This is a genomic window from Marivivens aquimaris, from assembly GCF_015220045.1.
GTDB lineage: Bacteria > Pseudomonadota > Alphaproteobacteria > Rhodobacterales > Rhodobacteraceae > Marivivens > Marivivens aquimaris.
On the sequence record NZ_JADBGB010000003.1, the window covers coordinates 111,252 to 127,510 of the forward strand.

The window sequence follows — 16,259 nt, forward strand, 5'->3', positions numbered from 1 at the left end:
TCGAAAGGCAGTCAAATGATTTTCGCAAAACAGGCGCTTTTGGCGGATGGATGGGCCAGCGATGTCCGGTTGAGCATGGAGGCCGGCACGATCACCGAGGTGACCGCAGGCGCCAGCGCCGGGCCTGATGATTTGCGCGTCGACACAGTTTTGCCCGCGCTTGCCAACCTTCACAGCCACAGCTTTCAGCGCGCGATGGCGGGCATGACCGAGTATCGCGCAGCCGGCAAAGACAGCTTCTGGACATGGCGCGATCTGATGTACCGCTTTACCGCGCATCTGACGCCCGAGCATATCGAGGCGATTGCCGCCTTCGTTTTCCTGGAAATGCAGGAGGCGGGATATGCCAGCGTCGGCGAGTTTCATTACCTGCACCACCAGCCGGACGGCGGGCCTTATGACAATCTGGCAGAGCTTTCGGCGCGTATCGCTGCCGCCGCGCAAGTGTCGGGCATCGGCCTGACGCATCTGCCGGTGCTTTATACCTATGGCGGCGCGGGACAGACGCCGTTGCAGCCGGGACAGGCACGATTCGGCAACAGCGTGGATCGTTTCGGCGATCTGGTCGCGCATGCGCGCCGAGCGGTGGCAGATCTGCCCGAGGATTGCCGCGTCGGCATCGCGCCCCATTCTCTGCGCGCCACCTCGCCGGATGATCTGGCGGCCGCGCTGGCCGCGCATGAGGGCGGCCCCGTCCATATCCACATCGCCGAGCAGCCCAAGGAGGTCACCGATATCGAGGCGTGGTTGGGCGCGCGCCCTGTGGACTGGCTGTTGGCGAATGCCGATGTCACGCCGGAATGGTGCCTGATCCACGCCACCCACATGACCGATGCCGAAACGCGGGCGATGGCCCATTCAGGCGCGGTTGCGGGCCTCTGCCCGATCACCGAGGCCAATCTGGGCGATGGCCCGTTCAACGGGCCCGCCTATCTGCAGGCGCACGGGGCCTTCGGCATCGGATCGGACTCCAACGTGCGGATCTCACTGACCGAGGAGTTGCGCACCCTGGAATATTCGCAGCGCCTGCGCGACATGGCGCGCAATGTCATGGTCGTCGAGGAAGGGTCGGTCGGTCACATGCTCTATACCGGCGCGGCGCGCGGCGGGGCGCAGGCCCTGGGCCGCAAGGCGGGCACGATCGCGGTGGGCCAGCTGGCCGATCTGGTTGCGATCGACAGCCATGATACCGCGTTGATGGCGCTGCCGCGCCACCAGTTGCTCGATGGTCTGGTCTTTGCCGCGACGGACGCCGCCGTGACCGATGTCTGGTCCGCCGGGCGCCACATGGTTCAGGGCGGCAGGCATGTCGCGCGCGAGGGTATCGTCGCGCGCTATCGGGCCGCAATGGACAGTGTGACGGCAGCACTCTGATCGAGATACCGCAAGGATATCTCCAGCAGAGCGTCGCTCTCGGCCAGTTGCAAATCAGCAGGCCCGGTCAAGAACGCGGTATCCGCGACAGCCAGCGCGTCGCCCGCGATCCGCGGGCGGCCCTGAACGACGTGGATTGCCGTGAGCCCGCCAGACGGGGGGTCCACGTCCTGCACGGCCGCGCCGCGCAACAGGCGCACGGCGCCGTCGCAATGGGCCGGGTCGAACATCAGGTTCAGATCGGTCAGCGGCCCGTCCAGCAGGCGCGCCGTGACGGGCAGGCCCCCATCGAACGCCACCGGCTTTAGCGGATCGGCGCGCAAGGTGCCATCCGTGTGCAAAAGGTCCATGCCAGCGCCGGAGATAACGGTAAGTACCCGCCGCAGCCCCGCGAAATTCGAGAAAGGCCCATCCCCGGCCACATCAGCCCGGCTCAGTCGCCATGTCGGGCCAAGCGCCGTCTTGCCTTCTGCGATATTGCGGGTGATGCCGCCGCCGTTCTTCCACGGCACCTCCACCAGATCGACGCCCTTCAGCAGCTGCATGATTTCTTCCTTTCATCCCAGATGACGCCAAATGCTTGACGGGGCCAGTCACGCTTTCTGCAACGTGGTGACGCCTTATATGTCTATACATAAATTCAAGTGACATCTGCAATGAGAACATGCGCCGCCGTAGCCGTTGAGGCCGGAAAACCCATGGAAATCATGGAAGTGAACCTGGGCGGCCCCAAGGCGGGCGAGGTTCTGGTCGAGATCAAGGCGACGGGCCTGTGCCACACCGACGACTTCACCCTGTCGGGCGCCGATCCCGAGGGCGCGTTCCCTGCGATCCTCGGCCATGAGGGCGCGGGCGTCGTCGTCGAGGTGGGCGAGGGTGTCACCTCGCTGGAAGTGGGCGATCACGTGATCCCGCTCTACACGCCCGAATGCCACGAGTGCGAGTATTGCCTGAACCCCAAGACGAACCTTTGCCAGTCGATCCGCGCGACGCAGGGTAAGGGCGTTATGCCCGACGGGACCAGCCGCTTCTCCATGCTCGATGGCACGCCGATCCTGCATTACATGGGCTGCTCGACCTTCTCGAACCACACCGTCCTGCCCGAGATCGCGCTGGCCAAGATCCGCAAGGATGCGCCGTTCGACAAGGTCTGCTATATCGGCTGCGGTGTCACGACGGGCATCGGCGCGGTCATCAACACCGCCAAGGTCGAGATGGGCAGCCGCGCCATCGTTTTCGGTCTCGGCGGGATCGGCCTCAACGTCATCCAGGGCCTGCGCATGGCGGGGGCCAGCCAGATCGTCGGCGTCGATATCGACCCGCAAAAGGTCGAGATGGCCAAGCGCTTCGGCATGACCGATATCGTCAACCCGAATGAGGTGAAGGGCGATCTGCTCGGCCACCTGGTCGAGCTGACCGGCGGCGGCGACTATACGTTCGATGCCACCGGCAATGTCGGCGTCATGCGCACCGCCCTCGAGGCATCGCACAAGGGATGGGGCGAGAGCGTCATCATCGGCGTCGCCCCCGCCGGCGCCGAAATCGCCACGCGCCCCTTCCAACTGGTCACGGGCCGCACATGGAAAGGCACCGCCTTTGGCGGCGCGCGCGGGCGCACCGACGTGCCCAAGATCGTCGACTGGTACATGGACGGCAAGATCGAGATCGACCCGATGATCACGCATATTCTGAAGCTGGAAGAGATCAACAAGGGCTTCGAGATGATGCACGCGGGCGAGAGCATCCGGAGCTGTCGCGTAGCCCTTAATTGGGCTCTGCCTCACTTTGTGTGGCGCAACTATCCTGAAACTGGAAAATTCAGGAGGGATAATTGTGAGTTCGAAGCACCATTGGTCGCCCGGGGGCGAAGTTTCGGTTCAAAGCGTCGAGCGAAGTGATTCCGGCGGGTGGATTGTATCGGGCAGTCTGACACCAAACGGCATTTGCCCGGACTGTGGATTGCATTCACGCCGACGTCACGGATGGCGGCGTCGGCGGCTGCAGGATTACCCCGCCCATGGAGACGGGGTTACGGTGGCTCTCTGGGTTTGCCGTTGGCAATGTTTGACGCCCGCTTGCCCACGTCGGACGTTCTCGGACCAGATCGCCTCGATTGCGCGTCCTTATGCGCGGCGCACCTCGCGTGTCGGGGGGATTGTCAGCCATCTTGGGCATGCGACCGGCGGGCGGCCGGCCGAGCGGCTCTTGCACCGTTTGGGCCTTGGGATCAGCGATGACACAGTGCTCAGGCAGTTGAAGAAGCGTGCTCAAGACACCGCCGCGCCGCCGACAGTCATCGGGATCGACGACTGGAGCTGGCGGAAGTCGCAGACCTACGGCACGATCATTGTCGATCTGGAGCGGCGCGTGGTCATCGATGTTCTCGAGGATCGAGATGTCGTCACCTGCACCAACTGGCTGAAGCGACATCCCGAGGTGGAAGTGATCAGTAGAGATCGCTGCGGTCTTTACGCCCAGGCCGCACGGCAAGGGGCACCGCAGGCGAAGCAAGTCGCTGACCGGTTCCATATCGTACAAAACCTGCGGCAGGCCATAGAGGAGCAAATGAACCTTCATGGCCGTGCGACCGGCAGGGCGCTGCTGTCCGACGCCGACAACATCACCGCCGCCGGCAACCTTCTGAAGTCACGCCTTGCGCACAGGACGTCTCGGGAAGAGATTTTCGCCACCATTCATGCACTCCGAAATCAAGGGCTTTCCTGCAGCGAGATCGGGCGACGAACAGGGTTCCCGCGTCGTAGCATCGCGAAATGGCTGCAGTTCGAAACACCACCGGACCGCAGGCGGGCCGCTTTGAAACCAACTTCGCCGTGGTACTTTGAAGAGTTCCTGAGCCAAAGCTGGAAGGAGGGCATTCGAACTGGCAGCGCCCTGTTCCATATGATCCAAGAGCGTGGTTACGAGGGGAGTCAGTCGCATTTGCAGCGGCTGCTGGCGGGTTGGCGCAGAGCCGAACAGCAAGCGAGCGACCCCAAGGTAGAGCACGAAATCCTTAAGCCAGTCCGAGACCCGGAAACTGGGCACGCGATCTCCCCGGTCATCGCGGCCGCGCTGTGCATCAAGCCGCGCGGAAAGTTCACCCCGGATCAGGCGCGGAAAGTCGACACGCTCAAGACCGGCTCTCCCGCCTTCGCAACGATGCGCAGCCTCGCCATGCGGTTCAACGGTATCATGCGTGGCCGCCAAGCAGACCCGCTCCCTGCATGGATCGACGACGCGATCGAAACCAACCTGGCGCCCATCATGCGCTTCGCCCGCACCTTGAACCGGGACTTCGATGCGGTCAAAAACGCAATCGAGATGCCTTGGAGCAACGGCCAGGCGGAAGGTCAGATCAACCGCCTGAAAACCCTCAAACGCGCCATGTACGGCCGGGCTGGTCCAGAATTGTTGCGGGCGAGAATGCTACCGTTCTGCCACACAGATTGAGGCAGAGCCCTTAATTGTGAGATGCGGCTGTCATGGGGCCGGCGCTTTTCGCGCGCCTTTGCGCGATGTGATCAACCGCGGCAAGCAATCGAGGCTCCTTCTCGAAGGCGCGCAAGAGAGCAACCCTTGCATAGTCGTCGATGCTTTTGCTGACGATGGCTGTCTTAGCCAAGGGCTGAGATCGAGCGGCGGCGATTGCGGCGAGGCAGAACAGCCTAACTTCCGATCTGGGGTTCTGGACAGCGAACGACGGATCCCCGCGGAAGGTTTTGAGTGACATGGCAAAGATGACTGCGCGCATTTCGCGCCGAAGTTGCTTGGGGCCGCGCGATCGCGCGGCGCACTCAAGCATCCCTGCCCCGCGGCGCGCTCGGAATATCAGTTTTCCGGATATTTGTTCCTCACAGGGTTTGCCAAGGGTCTGCACAAGTCTCGTCCCGCAAACTTGGCAGTCAAATGCCCAGGCCCGCCTCCAATGCCTGAGCGAAAGACCCTCTCTGGAGCATTGCACGCAATGCTGGAATGGCATCTGAGCCGTCAGCGAGGCTTCTCGTGGGGTCATTGCCGGAAAGGTCAACGATCGCACAACATCTGGGTCGACTCGTGCGGCGTTGGCAATCCTCTCCGCCGTGGCCGCGTCGACACTGAAGTCCAAGGCGGTGCCATGCGCGGTATCAATTTTGATATGAGCCAACAGTTCCGCGTCATCGCAGTAGTTGGCCGCCGCCAGCCGAGATAACCAACCTGACAACAACTCGTCTGGCAGCGGCGCGACAGTTTTCGGCAGCGTGTGCGGCTTCACACCCCGGACTTCTCGAGTCGCCGATAGGCGTTCGCATGGCGCGACCAAACCGGCGTCCATTTTGCGATCGCGTCATCAGTAATTCATTCATCACCTGTGACGATGGCGTAAATGGAAAGATCCTTGATCAGGGCGAAGATGCGCGAGGTCACCCCACCGGTTAGCGCAAGTATCTGCTTAAATGACTTGACCTTCAGATTGGATTTCTTCTCGAGGGGCATTGCCGCGATGAGTGTCTGGATCATGTCCGAGAACTCGGCATCGTCGCGCCAGTTTGGCAGGTGATGTTCGTCCAGCCGCCTGGCAAGCTGGATATCACCACGGATGGCATCAACGGCCTCGCTGACCCCGAGGCAGACCAGCGACACCTCGAGTTCATTGCTAAGATACCGCAGAACATTGAGAAAGCGGCGCTGTTCGCGGTGGGTCCCGGCCAAGAGGTTGTGAACCTCGTCGATCATGATCATCCGAAGGCCAAGGTCGCGCAGGAGCGCGATGACGCGGACCTCGAGGGAAGCCACATTTTGCGCGCGGGCGCTCAGTGCCGTCGCCGGGGCGCCGACGGCGGCCAAGATGTGCAGGTAGAACCGCCGTTCGTCTGGTGCGGGCGGCGCTTGCAACAGCAGCAGCGGTGTGCGGGTGATGCCTGACGCTGGATCGTATTCTGGTGCGTATTTGCGCGACAGGTTTCGGGCGATCATCGTCTTGCCGATCCCGGAGGCACCATGCACAAGAAGCGAGGCATACGGGTTTGCCGTGGCGCTTCGATCATAACCTGCAAGCGGTCCAACACCTGTTCGGCCCGCGGAAAGCCGATCCAGATATCCGATTGAATGAGGGGGTGTTGTCACGTTAACCCGCCTAGTTTGCCAGTTGGCATGCCGTTCGTTGATCAACCGGCATGTGCCGCGGATTTCCGCGCCTCGAATGCTTCGAGCCGATTGTAGCGTATGGTGAGGGCAGAGCGGCGGCGGGCTGGGACTGAGAAACGATTGCGGGTTGCGGACTGCATAGATACGAAGCGTTGTAATCCACCCGGCGATCGGAAGCCTTGCATTACCCGCTCTCGTTTTCGGAAGGGCAAGTGGCTGTTTTCGGCGCGGTTATTGAGCCCCTTGTGTGACCAATGATCAAGGCCAGGCGCGACCTCGCGCTTGGCAGCCCCATATGAGCGCAGTTTGTCCGTAATGATCCTTTTGGGCACGAAACCCCAACGTTTAATCAGTTTGACCAAAAGCCGCTTTGCGGCGCGCTTGTCTCGCCTCGATTGAAGAATTTCTTCAAGAACGATGCCGCTTTGGTCGACTGCGCGCCAGAGCCAGTATGACCGTCCTGCGATCTTCATAACGACTTCGTCCAGATGCCAGACATCGCCAGGGCGCGGCTGCCGTCGGCGTAGAACGTGGGCGATCAGCGGGCCGAACTTGACGGTCCAGCGCCGGATCGTCTCATACGAAACGTCCACGCCACGTTCCAGCATCAGCTCCTCTACCTCCCGCAGGCTCAAGTTGAACCGGACGTAGAGCCAGACAACATGAGCGATGATCTGAGGAGGATACCGGTGGCGTTTGTAGCTGATCTTTTGTGTCTGCATCCACGTCGCCTACGCCCGGATCGATTAACCAGCAACCTCAGGCTAGTTAACGTGACAACACCTCCGTGCGGTCACCTGCTCTGGCATGTCTTCAAACCACGGATAGTGCTGTTTTGGGATGATGAGTGCGTGGCCTTCGCGGATCGGATGAAGATCGAGAAAGGCAAGCACGAGTTCATCCTCGAACAACTTGTAAGCCGGCAAGTCTGCCGCGGCAATTCGGCAGAAGGTACAGGTCTCAGACATCAACGAGCCTCTCTGTCGGTGACTTCTGAAAATCAAGGCTAGCCAGTTTGAAAGGCAGCGCAAGCGAACCTCGGCCGCCTTGTCGATGATTTCCTCTTCCAACCGATGGGATCGGAAGACTGGCGAAAGCAACATGCTTTAGTCCTACATCCAAAAGGCGAAGGGTCGGAGCCGTTACCTATCCAAATGGAGGGCGTGAAACCGCAGGTGATCATCCACAAAGCTCGAGATGAAGAAATAGCTGTGGTCATACCCCTCCTGCCGCCGCAGGGTCAGAGGATAGCCGCTCGCCTCCGCCGCCGCTTCCAGCGCGCCGGGCCTGAGCTGCTCGTCAAGGAAATCATCCGCTTCGCCCTGATCCACCAGCGTCGGGAGCCCGCCATTGGTCTTGCGCATCAGAAGGCTTGCGTCATAAGCCTCCCAGGCGCCGCGGTCGTCGCCCAGATAGGTGCTAAAGGCCTGCCGGCCCCAGGGGCAATTCACCGGATTGCAGATCGGGCTAAAGGCAGAGACGGACCTGTATCGCTCCGGGTTGCGCAACGCCAGAACCAGCGCACCGTGGCCGCCCATCGAGTGCCCGAAGATCGACCGCTGATCGCTTACCGGAAATGTCTCTTCGATCAGCCTGGGCAATTCCTTCAGCACATAGTCATACATATGGTAATGCCGGTTCCATGGGGCTTCTGTCGCATTCACATAGAACCCGGCCCCCTGCCCCAGATCATAGGTCTCCGCATTGGCCACATCGTCGCCCCGTGGGCTGGTGTCGGGTGCCACCAACGCAATACCGAGTTCCGCCGCAAGGCGCTGCGCCCCGGCTTTGTGCATGAAATTCTCATCTGTACAGGTCAGGCCAGAGAGGAAGTAGATCACAGGGACCTTCTGCCCCTGCGCGGTCTGTGGCGGCAGGTAGATCGCGAAGCGCATATCGCAGTTCAACCTATCGGAATGATGGCTGTAATGTTTGGTCCAGCCACCAAAGACCTTGTTGGCGCTCTTTAGTTCCAATGACATGGCAGGTCTCCCAGAAGTTGTTCGGACCGCGCCGCAAGCGGCGCGGCACCGGAGGCAGTCAGCTGTCAAAATGAATGACAGAACGGATGCTCTTGCCCTCATGCATCAGGTCGAAAGCCTCGTTGATCTCTTCCAGACTCATGGTGTGGGTGATAAAATCATTCAACTTGAACTCGCCCTGCATGTAGCGTTCGACATAGTCAGGCAGCTCTGACCGCCCCTTGACCCCGCCAAAGGCCGAGCCGCGCCAGACCCGGCCGGTGACCAGCTGGAACGGACGGGTCGAGATCTCCTGCCCCGCACCGGCGACTCCGATGACCACGGATTCGCCCCAGCCCTTGTGGCAGCATTCCAGCGCCGAGCGCATGACATTGACGTTGCCGATGCATTCGAAGGAATAATCGACGCCGCCGTCGGTCATCTCGACGATCACCTCCTGAATCGGCTTGTCGTGATCCTTGGGGTTGATGAAGTCGGTCGCGCCCAGCTTGCGGGCGAGGTCGAATTTGCTTTCGTTGATGTCGATGACGATGATCCGGCTGGCCTTGGCCATCGTGGCGCCGATCACGGCGGAAAGGCCGATGCCGCCCATGCCGAAGATCGCGACGGTTGCGCCCTCCTCGACTTTGGCGGTGTTCATCACGGCGCCCATGCCGGTGGTGACGCCGCAGCCCAGCAGGCAGACCTCTTCCAACGGCGCCTCGGGGTTCACCTTGGCGAGGGAGATTTCCGGCAGTACAGTGTATTCCGAGAAGGTCGAACAGCCCATGTAATGCAGGATCGGCTGGCCGTCCTTGTAGAAGCGGCTCGTGCCGTCCGGCATCAGACCCTTGCCTTGCGTTTCGCGGATCTTCTGGCAGAGGTTGGTCTTGCCGGATTCGCAGAATTTGCACTCGCCGCATTCCGGCGTGTAGAGCGGGATCACGTGATCGCCAACCGCTACGCTGGTGACGCCCTCGCCGATCGATTCGACGATGCCGCCGCCTTCATGGCCGAGAATGACCGGGAACAGCCCCTCGGGGTCTTCGCCGGACAGGGTGAACGCATCCGTGTGGCAGACGCCCGAAGCGATGATCTTGATCCGCACTTCGCCCTCCTTGGGCGGCATCACTTCGATCTCTTCGATCGAGAGCGGTTCGTTGACGGCCCAGGCGACAGCGGCTTTGCATTTGATGATATCGGTCATGGCACTCGCTTTGTTTTGCTTGATGTCTGACCGACAAATAGACTATCCCAAGAGAAGCGATAATCAAGTTGATTTACAAAACACTATTACCATCATGCAACAATTGTGGGGTTGAAGAGGAACACAGTGCTGAGCTGGGAAGGGGTTTCCGAATTCGTAGCTGTGGCCGAAACCCATAGCTTTACCGCCGCTGCCGGAAATCTCGGGATTTCCACCGCACAGGTCAGCCGCCAGATCGGAGCACTGGAGGCGCGGCTCGACACCAAGCTTTTCTACCGCACCACGCGTAGGGTGACGATCACCGAAACCGGGCAGGTCTATTACAACCATTGCCGCCAAGTGCTCGACGGGCTGGCCGAGGCCGAGCGCGCGATCACCGATCTGCAGCAGAACCCCAAGGGACGCTTGAACATGACCGCACCCGTGACCTTTGGAGAAAGCCGCATCGCACCTTTGGTCAATGATTTCCTGCGGCGCTTCCCAGATCTGGAGATCAATCTAAGGCTAACCAACCAGTTGCTCGACCTCGTGGCGGAAAGCTATGATCTTGCCATTCGGCTGGGCGAGTTGGAGGACAGTTCCATGATGGCAAGACGCCTGAGTTCACGCCGGCATTACACCTGCGCCGCGCCCGACTACCTCGCCGCCCATGGCACCCCGCACACCCTGTCCGAACTCGACAAGCACAATTGCCTTCAGGGTACTTTGGGATATTGGCGGTTTCAGGAAAAAGGAACCATGCGGCATGTTCGGGTGAAGGGCAATCTGCGCTGCAACAGCGGGGCCTCTCTGGTCGATGCCGCACGCAGGAACCTGGGGATCATTCAGCTGCCAGATTACTACGTCGAGGGAGAGCTGCAGGAAGGGAGGCTGGTTTCGATTCTGGAAACCTATCGCGCGCCTGACGATGGCATCTGGGCGATCTATCCGCAAAACCGGCATCTGTCGCCAAAAGTCCGGTTCCTGATTGACCACATCGGGGACGGGTTGCGATGAATCGTCCGTCAAAGGCACAGAGGAACTTTAGATGATTGTCAGAGATCCCCCGAAGGCGCTGAACCTGTTCTTTGTCATGCAGGGCTCGATCGTTCCCAGAATCGCGGGCAGAATTGTCGGGGTCGCCGTGCTGACGGCGGCGGTGCTGTTGGTTGATCAACATATCGTCCCCCTGCCCCGCGTCTCCATTGCGGCGATGGGCGTCTTTGGCATCGCGCTGTCGCTATTTCTCGGGTTCCGCAACAATGCTGCTTATGACCGCTGGTGGGAGGCGCGCAAGCTTTGGGGGACAATGATCGCCGACCTGCGCAATCTGGGGCGACAGCTTACCATCTTTGTTCCTGAGGCCGAAGACCGCCGGAAAATCCTATCTTTAGGGGTGGCATTCAGCCATCTGCACCGCGGCTTTCTGCGAAACGCAGAGGTAAGGGCGGATCTGTCTGGTTGGATAGACGAAACCCGCGCGCAAGCCTTGCTCGCAAAGACCAATCCCGCAGATGCGGCCCTGCGGGCGATGGCGGAGCAGATAAGCACCTTGAGCAATAGCGGCGCCGTTGATGGCTTCGGGAAGATGACCCTGTCTAGCACGCTGTCTTCGCTGGCTATGGCGCAGGCCGGATGCGAACGGATTGCGACGACGCCCTTGCCCTTTGTCTATTCCCTTCTGGTGCGCCGCACGACCTATCTCTATTGCTTTTTGCTGCCCTTTGCCCTGATCGAGGCGACGAACTGGTTCGCGCCGGTCTTCACCGCGGCGGTTGCCTATGTTTTTTTTGGGCTGCAGGCCGTTACCAACGAACTCGAACTGCCGTTTCGAAACGTGCAAAATGGTTTGCCGCTCGACGCCATGTGCCGGATCATCGAGAGGTCTGCCTGTGAAGCCCTCGACCAAAAGCCGCCTCCGGCTTGGCCCCCCCAGAAATACGTCCTTACCTGACCCCTTCGACGCCGCCGACGTGTTGCCGGATTCGGCAATCGTTGAGCGCTTTATTGCCGCAATTTCTGTCTATAGAGCCAACTGCGTTGATCGCCCTTCGAAAACGTGTCTCTCGCGGTGAGCTTGCTGATGCCAACATTGACGCAGGCTGTCATAGTGCATAACGTCCTCGGGTGTTGTCACGTTAACTAGCCTGAGGTTGCTGGTTAATCGATCCGGGCGTAGGCGACGTGGATGCAGACACAAAAGATCAGCTACAAACGCCACCGGTATCCTCCTCAGATCATCGCTCATGTTGTCTGGCTCTACGTCCGGTTCAACTTGAGCCTGCGGGAGGTAGAGGAGCTGATGCTGGAACGTGGCGTGGACGTTTCGTATGAGACGATCCGGCGCTGGACCGTCAAGTTCGGCCCGCTGATCGCCCACGTTCTACGCCGACGGCAGCCGCGCCCTGGCGATGTCTGGCATCTGGACGAAGTCGTTATGAAGATCGCAGGACGGTCATACTGGCTCTGGCGCGCAGTCGACCAAAGCGGCATCGTTCTTGAAGAAATTCTTCAATCGAGGCGAGACAAGCGCGCCGCAAAGCGGCTTTTGGTCAAACTGATTAAACGTTGGGGTTTCGTGCCCAAAAGGATCATTACGGACAAACTGCGCTCATATGGGGCTGCCAAGCGCGAGGTCGCGCCTGGCCTTGATCATTGGTCACACAAGGGGCTCAATAACCGCGCCGAAAACAGCCACTTGCCCTTCCGAAAACGAGAGCGGGTAATGCAAGGCTTCCGATCGCCGGGTGGATTACAACGCTTCGTATCTATGCAGTCCGCAACCCGCAATCGTTTCTCAGTCCCAGCCCGCCGCCGCTCTGCCCTCACCATACGCTACAATCGGCTCGAAGCATTCGAGGCGCGGAAATCCGCGGCACATGCCGGTTGATCAACGAACGGCATGCCAACTGGCAAACTAGGCGGGTTAACGTGACAACACCGGCTGGACCGCTGCCCAAAGGGCACGGTCTCGCGGCAACCAGACTGCCCGCGCGCATATCGAAACACTCATGTCCGCGCTGCCCGCTCATTGCAAAATCATCACGGCGATCGACGGCCACCCCGCCACACTTTCATGGCTCGGATCGGTCGCCGGGCACCAGACCATCCCGATGGGCGTCGAGCACTTCGGCCAGACCGGCACCATCGGCGAGCTTTACCGCCATCACGGCATTGATGCCGTCGCCATCGTGGAAAAGGTGAATGGACTGACGGCGGGGAAACATGTGAGCCAGGGCGTTCTGGGGTCGCTGATCTACAACTGACAGCCGACGTCCTGGCCTGCTCGGAGGGTCCTAAGCATCTTTGGGTTACACCAGACCGGTGATTGGCACTGTAGACCGCGAACCACCGCAATCCTCTCTTCGGCTTACCTCGTGGTCCGGCTGAAGCGCGACTGGGCGGCCGCGACGGTCTCGATCGTATCGGCGGCCTGCTGGCCCAAGGCTCCGGCAACGTCATGTGTCAGCAGATTTGTCAGGATGCTGAGTGCCCCCTTGGAGCGGAAGACGAGGCCGGTGTTGGTCGTCGCCGACAGGACGTGCTGGCTGTATTTCAAGGCCCAATGGCAGGATTCATCACAGATCACGATCATGTCGATCCCGGCCTCAACTGACAGCCCGGCGAGGGTCTCTGCCTGTACACTGTAGGGGTAAGTATCAACGATCACCAGTGTTTTTTTCTCCGCCGGATCGGTGAAGAGCGCACCGTAGGCTTCGTCCTGCCCGTCGAGATAGGATACTCTCGGTCGCACGTTTTCGAGCATCGCCGCAAAGCCGATGGCGATGTGCCGGATGATCTGGAAGCTGGTCATATAGACCGCCTCGGAGGCGGCCAAAAGTTCGACGCACTGATGCCAGTTCGGATCGTTGCGCAACCCGTGCACTTGCTCAATGGCGGCGATCTCAAGCCGCAAGTTCTGGCTGGCCCATTCCTCCAACCGGCCGGACTGACCGTAGCGTTCGAGGCGCTGACCAAGGCTGCCCTCCTCCGACAGGGCAGTCACGAATATTCGGCTTTGCTCGAACGACTTGGCTTCGGAAAAATCTCGGAAGCCGATCTTGCGGACAAATCGGCTGACCGTCATCGCGCTGACGCCGACCTTGGCGGCAAGAGAGGCATTGGTTTCGACCATCAGACCTTCGGGGTTGGTTTTCAGATAGTTCGCCAGCGACCGCTCTGCCTTCGAGAGGCTGGGCAAATGCTCCTGAATTCGTTGCGTTAATGAGGCGCTCATCCGATTATCTTACTGCGGTGCTGATCTTCGGAGTTCCCGGTGGCCAAGGCCGTCCGAACCGTGACCCGCCGCAAACGCCTGTGCAATAACGGGGTATGTTATGTCTAACCATGTTATTCTTGTAACTAGAACTCTATGGCGTTACAAGCGTAACCACAGGTTCTGGGGAGGAGCGGCGATCTATGGCAAGTACACACATAACTCGCTCGGGAAAACCGAGGGCCCGCGCACTGGGCTTGAACTTCGAGGGAAAACCAGGTCCAAGCAACAACATCACGGATGTTGACGGCGTATCAGTTGGGTACTCCACGATCGTCGAGGGTGATGGTGCGCTGCGCGTTGGTGACGGTCCCGTTCGAACCGGAGTAACTGCGATTTTACCGAGACGCCCCAAAAACCTCTCTATCCCGGTTTTCGCCGGCTACCACAATTTCAACGGCAACGGCGAAATGTCTGGCGCGCACTACCTCGACGAAGTTGGCCAACTGACCTTTCCGGTCACCATCACGAACACACATTCCTGCGGCGTCACCCGCGACGCCACGCTGAAATGGGCGAGCCGTGCGCATCCGGGCTCTCTGACTGATGCCTTCGGTTTGCCCGTTTCGGCGGAAACCTATGACGGGTTTCTCAATGACATCAACGGGTTTCATGTCACCGAAGATCATGTGTTCGAAGCCATCGAAACGGCTTCTTCCGGGGCTATCGAAGAAGGCAGCGTCGGCGGTGGGACGGGCATGAAGTGTTTTGGATTCAAGGCTGGGTCCGGGAGCGCCTCGCGGGTGGTCCGCTATGGCGACGAAAGCTACATGGTTGGTGTTTTCGTCCAGGCGAATTTCGGCACGCGCGAGCATCTGACTATCTGCGGCATAAACATCGGTGCCGGGCTGCCGGAACCCGCGATCGTGACGCACACACCGCCGACAGATCTGAGTTCGATCATCGTGGTGATTGCCACTGACGCGCCGCTGATGCCGCATCAGCTGAAACGCCTGTCGCGTCGCGCGACCTTGGGGATGGGGCGGCTTGGTACAATCGGAAACCACTCTTCAGGCGATCTTTTTCTCGCCTTCTCCACCGCAAACGAAACAGCACTGGCGGCGAAGGAAGCCAGCGCGCAACGTGCGGCATTCATCCCGGACCCGCATCTCGACCAGCTTTTCGAAGCGGTGGTTCAAGGGGTTGAAGAGGCGATCATAAACAGCATGGTGGCCGCTGAAACAATGGTCGGACGCGACGGTAACACCGTCCCCGCCATCCCGCATAACGTCCTGCGGCAATTGGCCGATACCGCCGAACCGGCGCGGGCAGAGGAGTGATTTCGAGAGGAAGGCAGAGAAGATCGAGATGAGCGCCGAAACTATTGCTCCAACCCCGGTCGTGTACGGCTTGCAAAAGCGTTTCGGACAACTCGAGGTTTTGAAGGGCCTCTCGCTGACCGTCCGCGAAGGCGAGCTCTGCCCAAAACGGACATCACAAATGTTGTGCAACTGTCTCCAGGATTTCCCTGAACTGCGAGTCCTCTTCGCGCAAAGCCGACCAGAGTAGAATGATGCCGGCCGTTGCATTGGGCGTCGAAACAGGAATTGTCACCAATGGTTTCCCGTCATAGCTGATATTGCCTGGTGGGCGCGAGTAGCTGATACCGACGCCGCTTCCATGCGCGGCCAGGGAGCGCATCATCTCCAAAGACGTCGCCCGATGGGCTACCTGGGGCAACACGCGAAGCTCATTGAACAGGTTTCGCAAATACCCTTCCGACAAATCTTCGGCGAAGAGGATAATCGGATGATCGACCAACTGTGCTAGATCGACAGAGCGTTGTTTCGCCAAGGGGTGATCGCACGAGAGAAATGCGACCGGGGCAACCTCTCGTAGTTTCTTGCGCCTAAATCTCCCTTCAAATCCAATGTCATAGGTTATCGCCACGTCCACGCGCCCCTCAGCGACATCGGATGCAAGGCCAGAAAAACGTCCCTCAAGGCCTTGGAAGGTGATTGCAGGGAAGCGTGATTTCAGCTTTTCCATCACTGGCGCAAGATACCAAGGCGCGATGTCCTCGAAACAACCCAACACAAAGGGGCGCGTTGTGTCGCGCCCCAACTCGATATCGCTCGCCATGCCAAGAAGTGCATGCGCTTTTTCCACGAACCGGTGCCCGAACGGCGTCATCATGATGCCGGCACCTTTGCGCCGGTCGAAGATCTTTCGTCCGATCCGCTCTTCCACGCGGGTAATCGCAACCGATAATGAGGGTTGCGAGACATGCAAACGGGCAGCTGCGTCGGTCAGGCTGCATGTTTCGGCAACGGTCACGATGTATTCGTACTGGCGTAGGGTAATGTATAGCATGAAACTATACATACTATGACTAGAC

The 16,259-nt window shown here is 59.9% G+C and carries 15 protein-coding genes and 2 pseudogenes; 8 read left to right on the forward strand and 9 right to left on the reverse strand.

Translation table 11 applies throughout. The features are described from left to right. Nucleotides 1–15: 15 nt before the first annotated feature. The gene (locus IF204_RS17670) at nt 16–1,374 is read left to right on the forward strand and encodes a formimidoylglutamate deiminase (protein WP_194098482.1); all 1,359 of its coding nucleotides are present in this window, start codon (nt 16–18) and stop codon (nt 1,372–1,374) included. Here IF204_RS17670 and IF204_RS17675 read toward each other — a convergent pair. Beyond that, a complete protein-coding gene (locus IF204_RS17675; RefSeq protein WP_194098483.1) occupies nt 1,335–1,919 on the reverse strand; it encodes a HutD/Ves family protein in 585 nt (194 codons plus the stop codon). The genes IF204_RS17670 and IF204_RS17675 overlap by 40 nt on opposite strands. 111 nt (nt 1,920–2,030) lie before the next feature. On the opposite strand from IF204_RS17675, the pseudogene IF204_RS17680 reads away from it, so the two are divergent. Further along, nucleotides 2,031–3,125, forward strand: a pseudogene (locus tag IF204_RS17680) (S-(hydroxymethyl)glutathione dehydrogenase/class III alcohol dehydrogenase); the annotation flags it as partial. An 82-nt stretch (nt 3,126–3,207) separates the two neighbouring features. Beyond that, nucleotides 3,208–4,824 carry an ISL3 family transposase gene (locus IF204_RS17685; RefSeq protein ID WP_418287803.1) on the forward strand — a complete coding sequence of 539 codons (1,617 nt, stop codon included), beginning with the start codon at nt 3,208–3,210 and terminating at the stop codon, nt 4,822–4,824. Nucleotides 4,825–4,834: 10 nt separating this feature from the next. Here IF204_RS17685 and IF204_RS17690 read toward each other — a convergent pair whose 3' ends face one another. The 6 genes from IF204_RS17690 to IF204_RS17715 form a co-directional block, all read right to left on the reverse strand. Next, the gene (locus IF204_RS17690) at nt 4,835–5,626 is read right to left on the reverse strand and encodes a TniQ family protein (protein WP_040183014.1); all 792 of its coding nucleotides are present in this window, start codon (nt 5,624–5,626) and stop codon (nt 4,835–4,837) included. A gap of 83 nt (nt 5,627–5,709) precedes the next feature. Next, nucleotides 5,710–6,477, reverse strand: coding sequence for a TniB family NTP-binding protein (locus IF204_RS17695; RefSeq protein WP_322743310.1), 768 nt, complete (start codon nt 6,475–6,477; stop codon nt 5,710–5,712). Between the two features lie 41 nt (nt 6,478–6,518). Beyond that, nucleotides 6,519–7,220, reverse strand: a complete 702-nt coding sequence (locus tag IF204_RS17700; protein ID WP_194098487.1) for an IS6 family transposase — start codon at nt 7,218–7,220, stop codon at nt 6,519–6,521. A gap of 42 nt (nt 7,221–7,262) precedes the next feature. After that, entirely contained in the window at nt 7,263–7,601 is a 339-nt protein-coding gene (locus tag IF204_RS20155; protein WP_228069601.1) for an HIT family protein, read from the reverse strand. A 39-nt stretch (nt 7,602–7,640) separates the two neighbouring features. Next, nucleotides 7,641–8,480 carry an S-formylglutathione hydrolase gene (gene fghA / locus IF204_RS17710; protein WP_040182696.1) on the reverse strand — a complete coding sequence of 280 codons (840 nt, stop codon included), beginning with the start codon at nt 8,478–8,480 and terminating at the stop codon, nt 7,641–7,643. A 58-nt stretch (nt 8,481–8,538) separates the two neighbouring features. Beyond that, nucleotides 8,539–9,654, reverse strand: a complete 1,116-nt coding sequence (locus tag IF204_RS17715) for an S-(hydroxymethyl)glutathione dehydrogenase/class III alcohol dehydrogenase (RefSeq protein ID WP_172976612.1) — start codon at nt 9,652–9,654, stop codon at nt 8,539–8,541. A gap of 138 nt (nt 9,655–9,792) precedes the next feature. Here IF204_RS17715 and IF204_RS17720 point away from each other — a divergent pair, with 138 nt between their 5' ends. The 4 genes and pseudogenes from IF204_RS17720 to IF204_RS17735 all read left to right on the forward strand — a co-directional run. Further along, nucleotides 9,793–10,662: a LysR family transcriptional regulator gene (locus IF204_RS17720; RefSeq protein WP_040182693.1), complete on the forward strand. Its 870-nt coding sequence runs from the start codon at nt 9,793–9,795 to the stop codon at nt 10,660–10,662. 31 nt (nt 10,663–10,693) lie between these two features. Beyond that, the gene (locus IF204_RS17725) at nt 10,694–11,599 is read left to right on the forward strand and encodes a bestrophin family protein (RefSeq protein ID WP_040182691.1); all 906 of its coding nucleotides are present in this window, start codon (nt 10,694–10,696) and stop codon (nt 11,597–11,599) included. Nucleotides 11,600–11,833: 234 nt separating this feature from the next. Further along, entirely contained in the window at nt 11,834–12,535 is a 702-nt protein-coding gene (locus IF204_RS17730; RefSeq protein WP_194098487.1) for an IS6 family transposase, read from the forward strand. A gap of 40 nt (nt 12,536–12,575) precedes the next feature. Beyond that, nucleotides 12,576–12,911 (forward strand): annotated as a pseudogene (locus IF204_RS17735) (transketolase); the annotation flags it as partial. Nucleotides 12,912–13,015: 104 nt separating this feature from the next. Here IF204_RS17735 and IF204_RS17740 read toward each other — a convergent pair. After that, nucleotides 13,016–13,882 carry a MurR/RpiR family transcriptional regulator gene (locus IF204_RS17740; RefSeq protein ID WP_082035343.1) on the reverse strand — a complete coding sequence of 289 codons (867 nt, stop codon included), beginning with the start codon at nt 13,880–13,882 and terminating at the stop codon, nt 13,016–13,018. 182 nt (nt 13,883–14,064) lie between these two features. Here IF204_RS17740 and IF204_RS17745 point away from each other — a divergent pair, with 182 nt between their 5' ends. Then, on the forward strand, nt 14,065–15,201 hold the full coding sequence (locus IF204_RS17745) for a DmpA family aminopeptidase (RefSeq protein ID WP_040181251.1): 1,137 nt from the start codon (nt 14,065–14,067) through the stop codon (nt 15,199–15,201). Between the two features lie 154 nt (nt 15,202–15,355). Here the strand turns inward: IF204_RS17745 and IF204_RS17750 are convergent, their stop codons facing one another. Beyond that, entirely contained in the window at nt 15,356–16,234 is an 879-nt protein-coding gene (locus IF204_RS17750; RefSeq protein WP_040181364.1) for a LysR family transcriptional regulator, read from the reverse strand. Nucleotides 16,235–16,259: the final 25 nt, after the last annotated feature.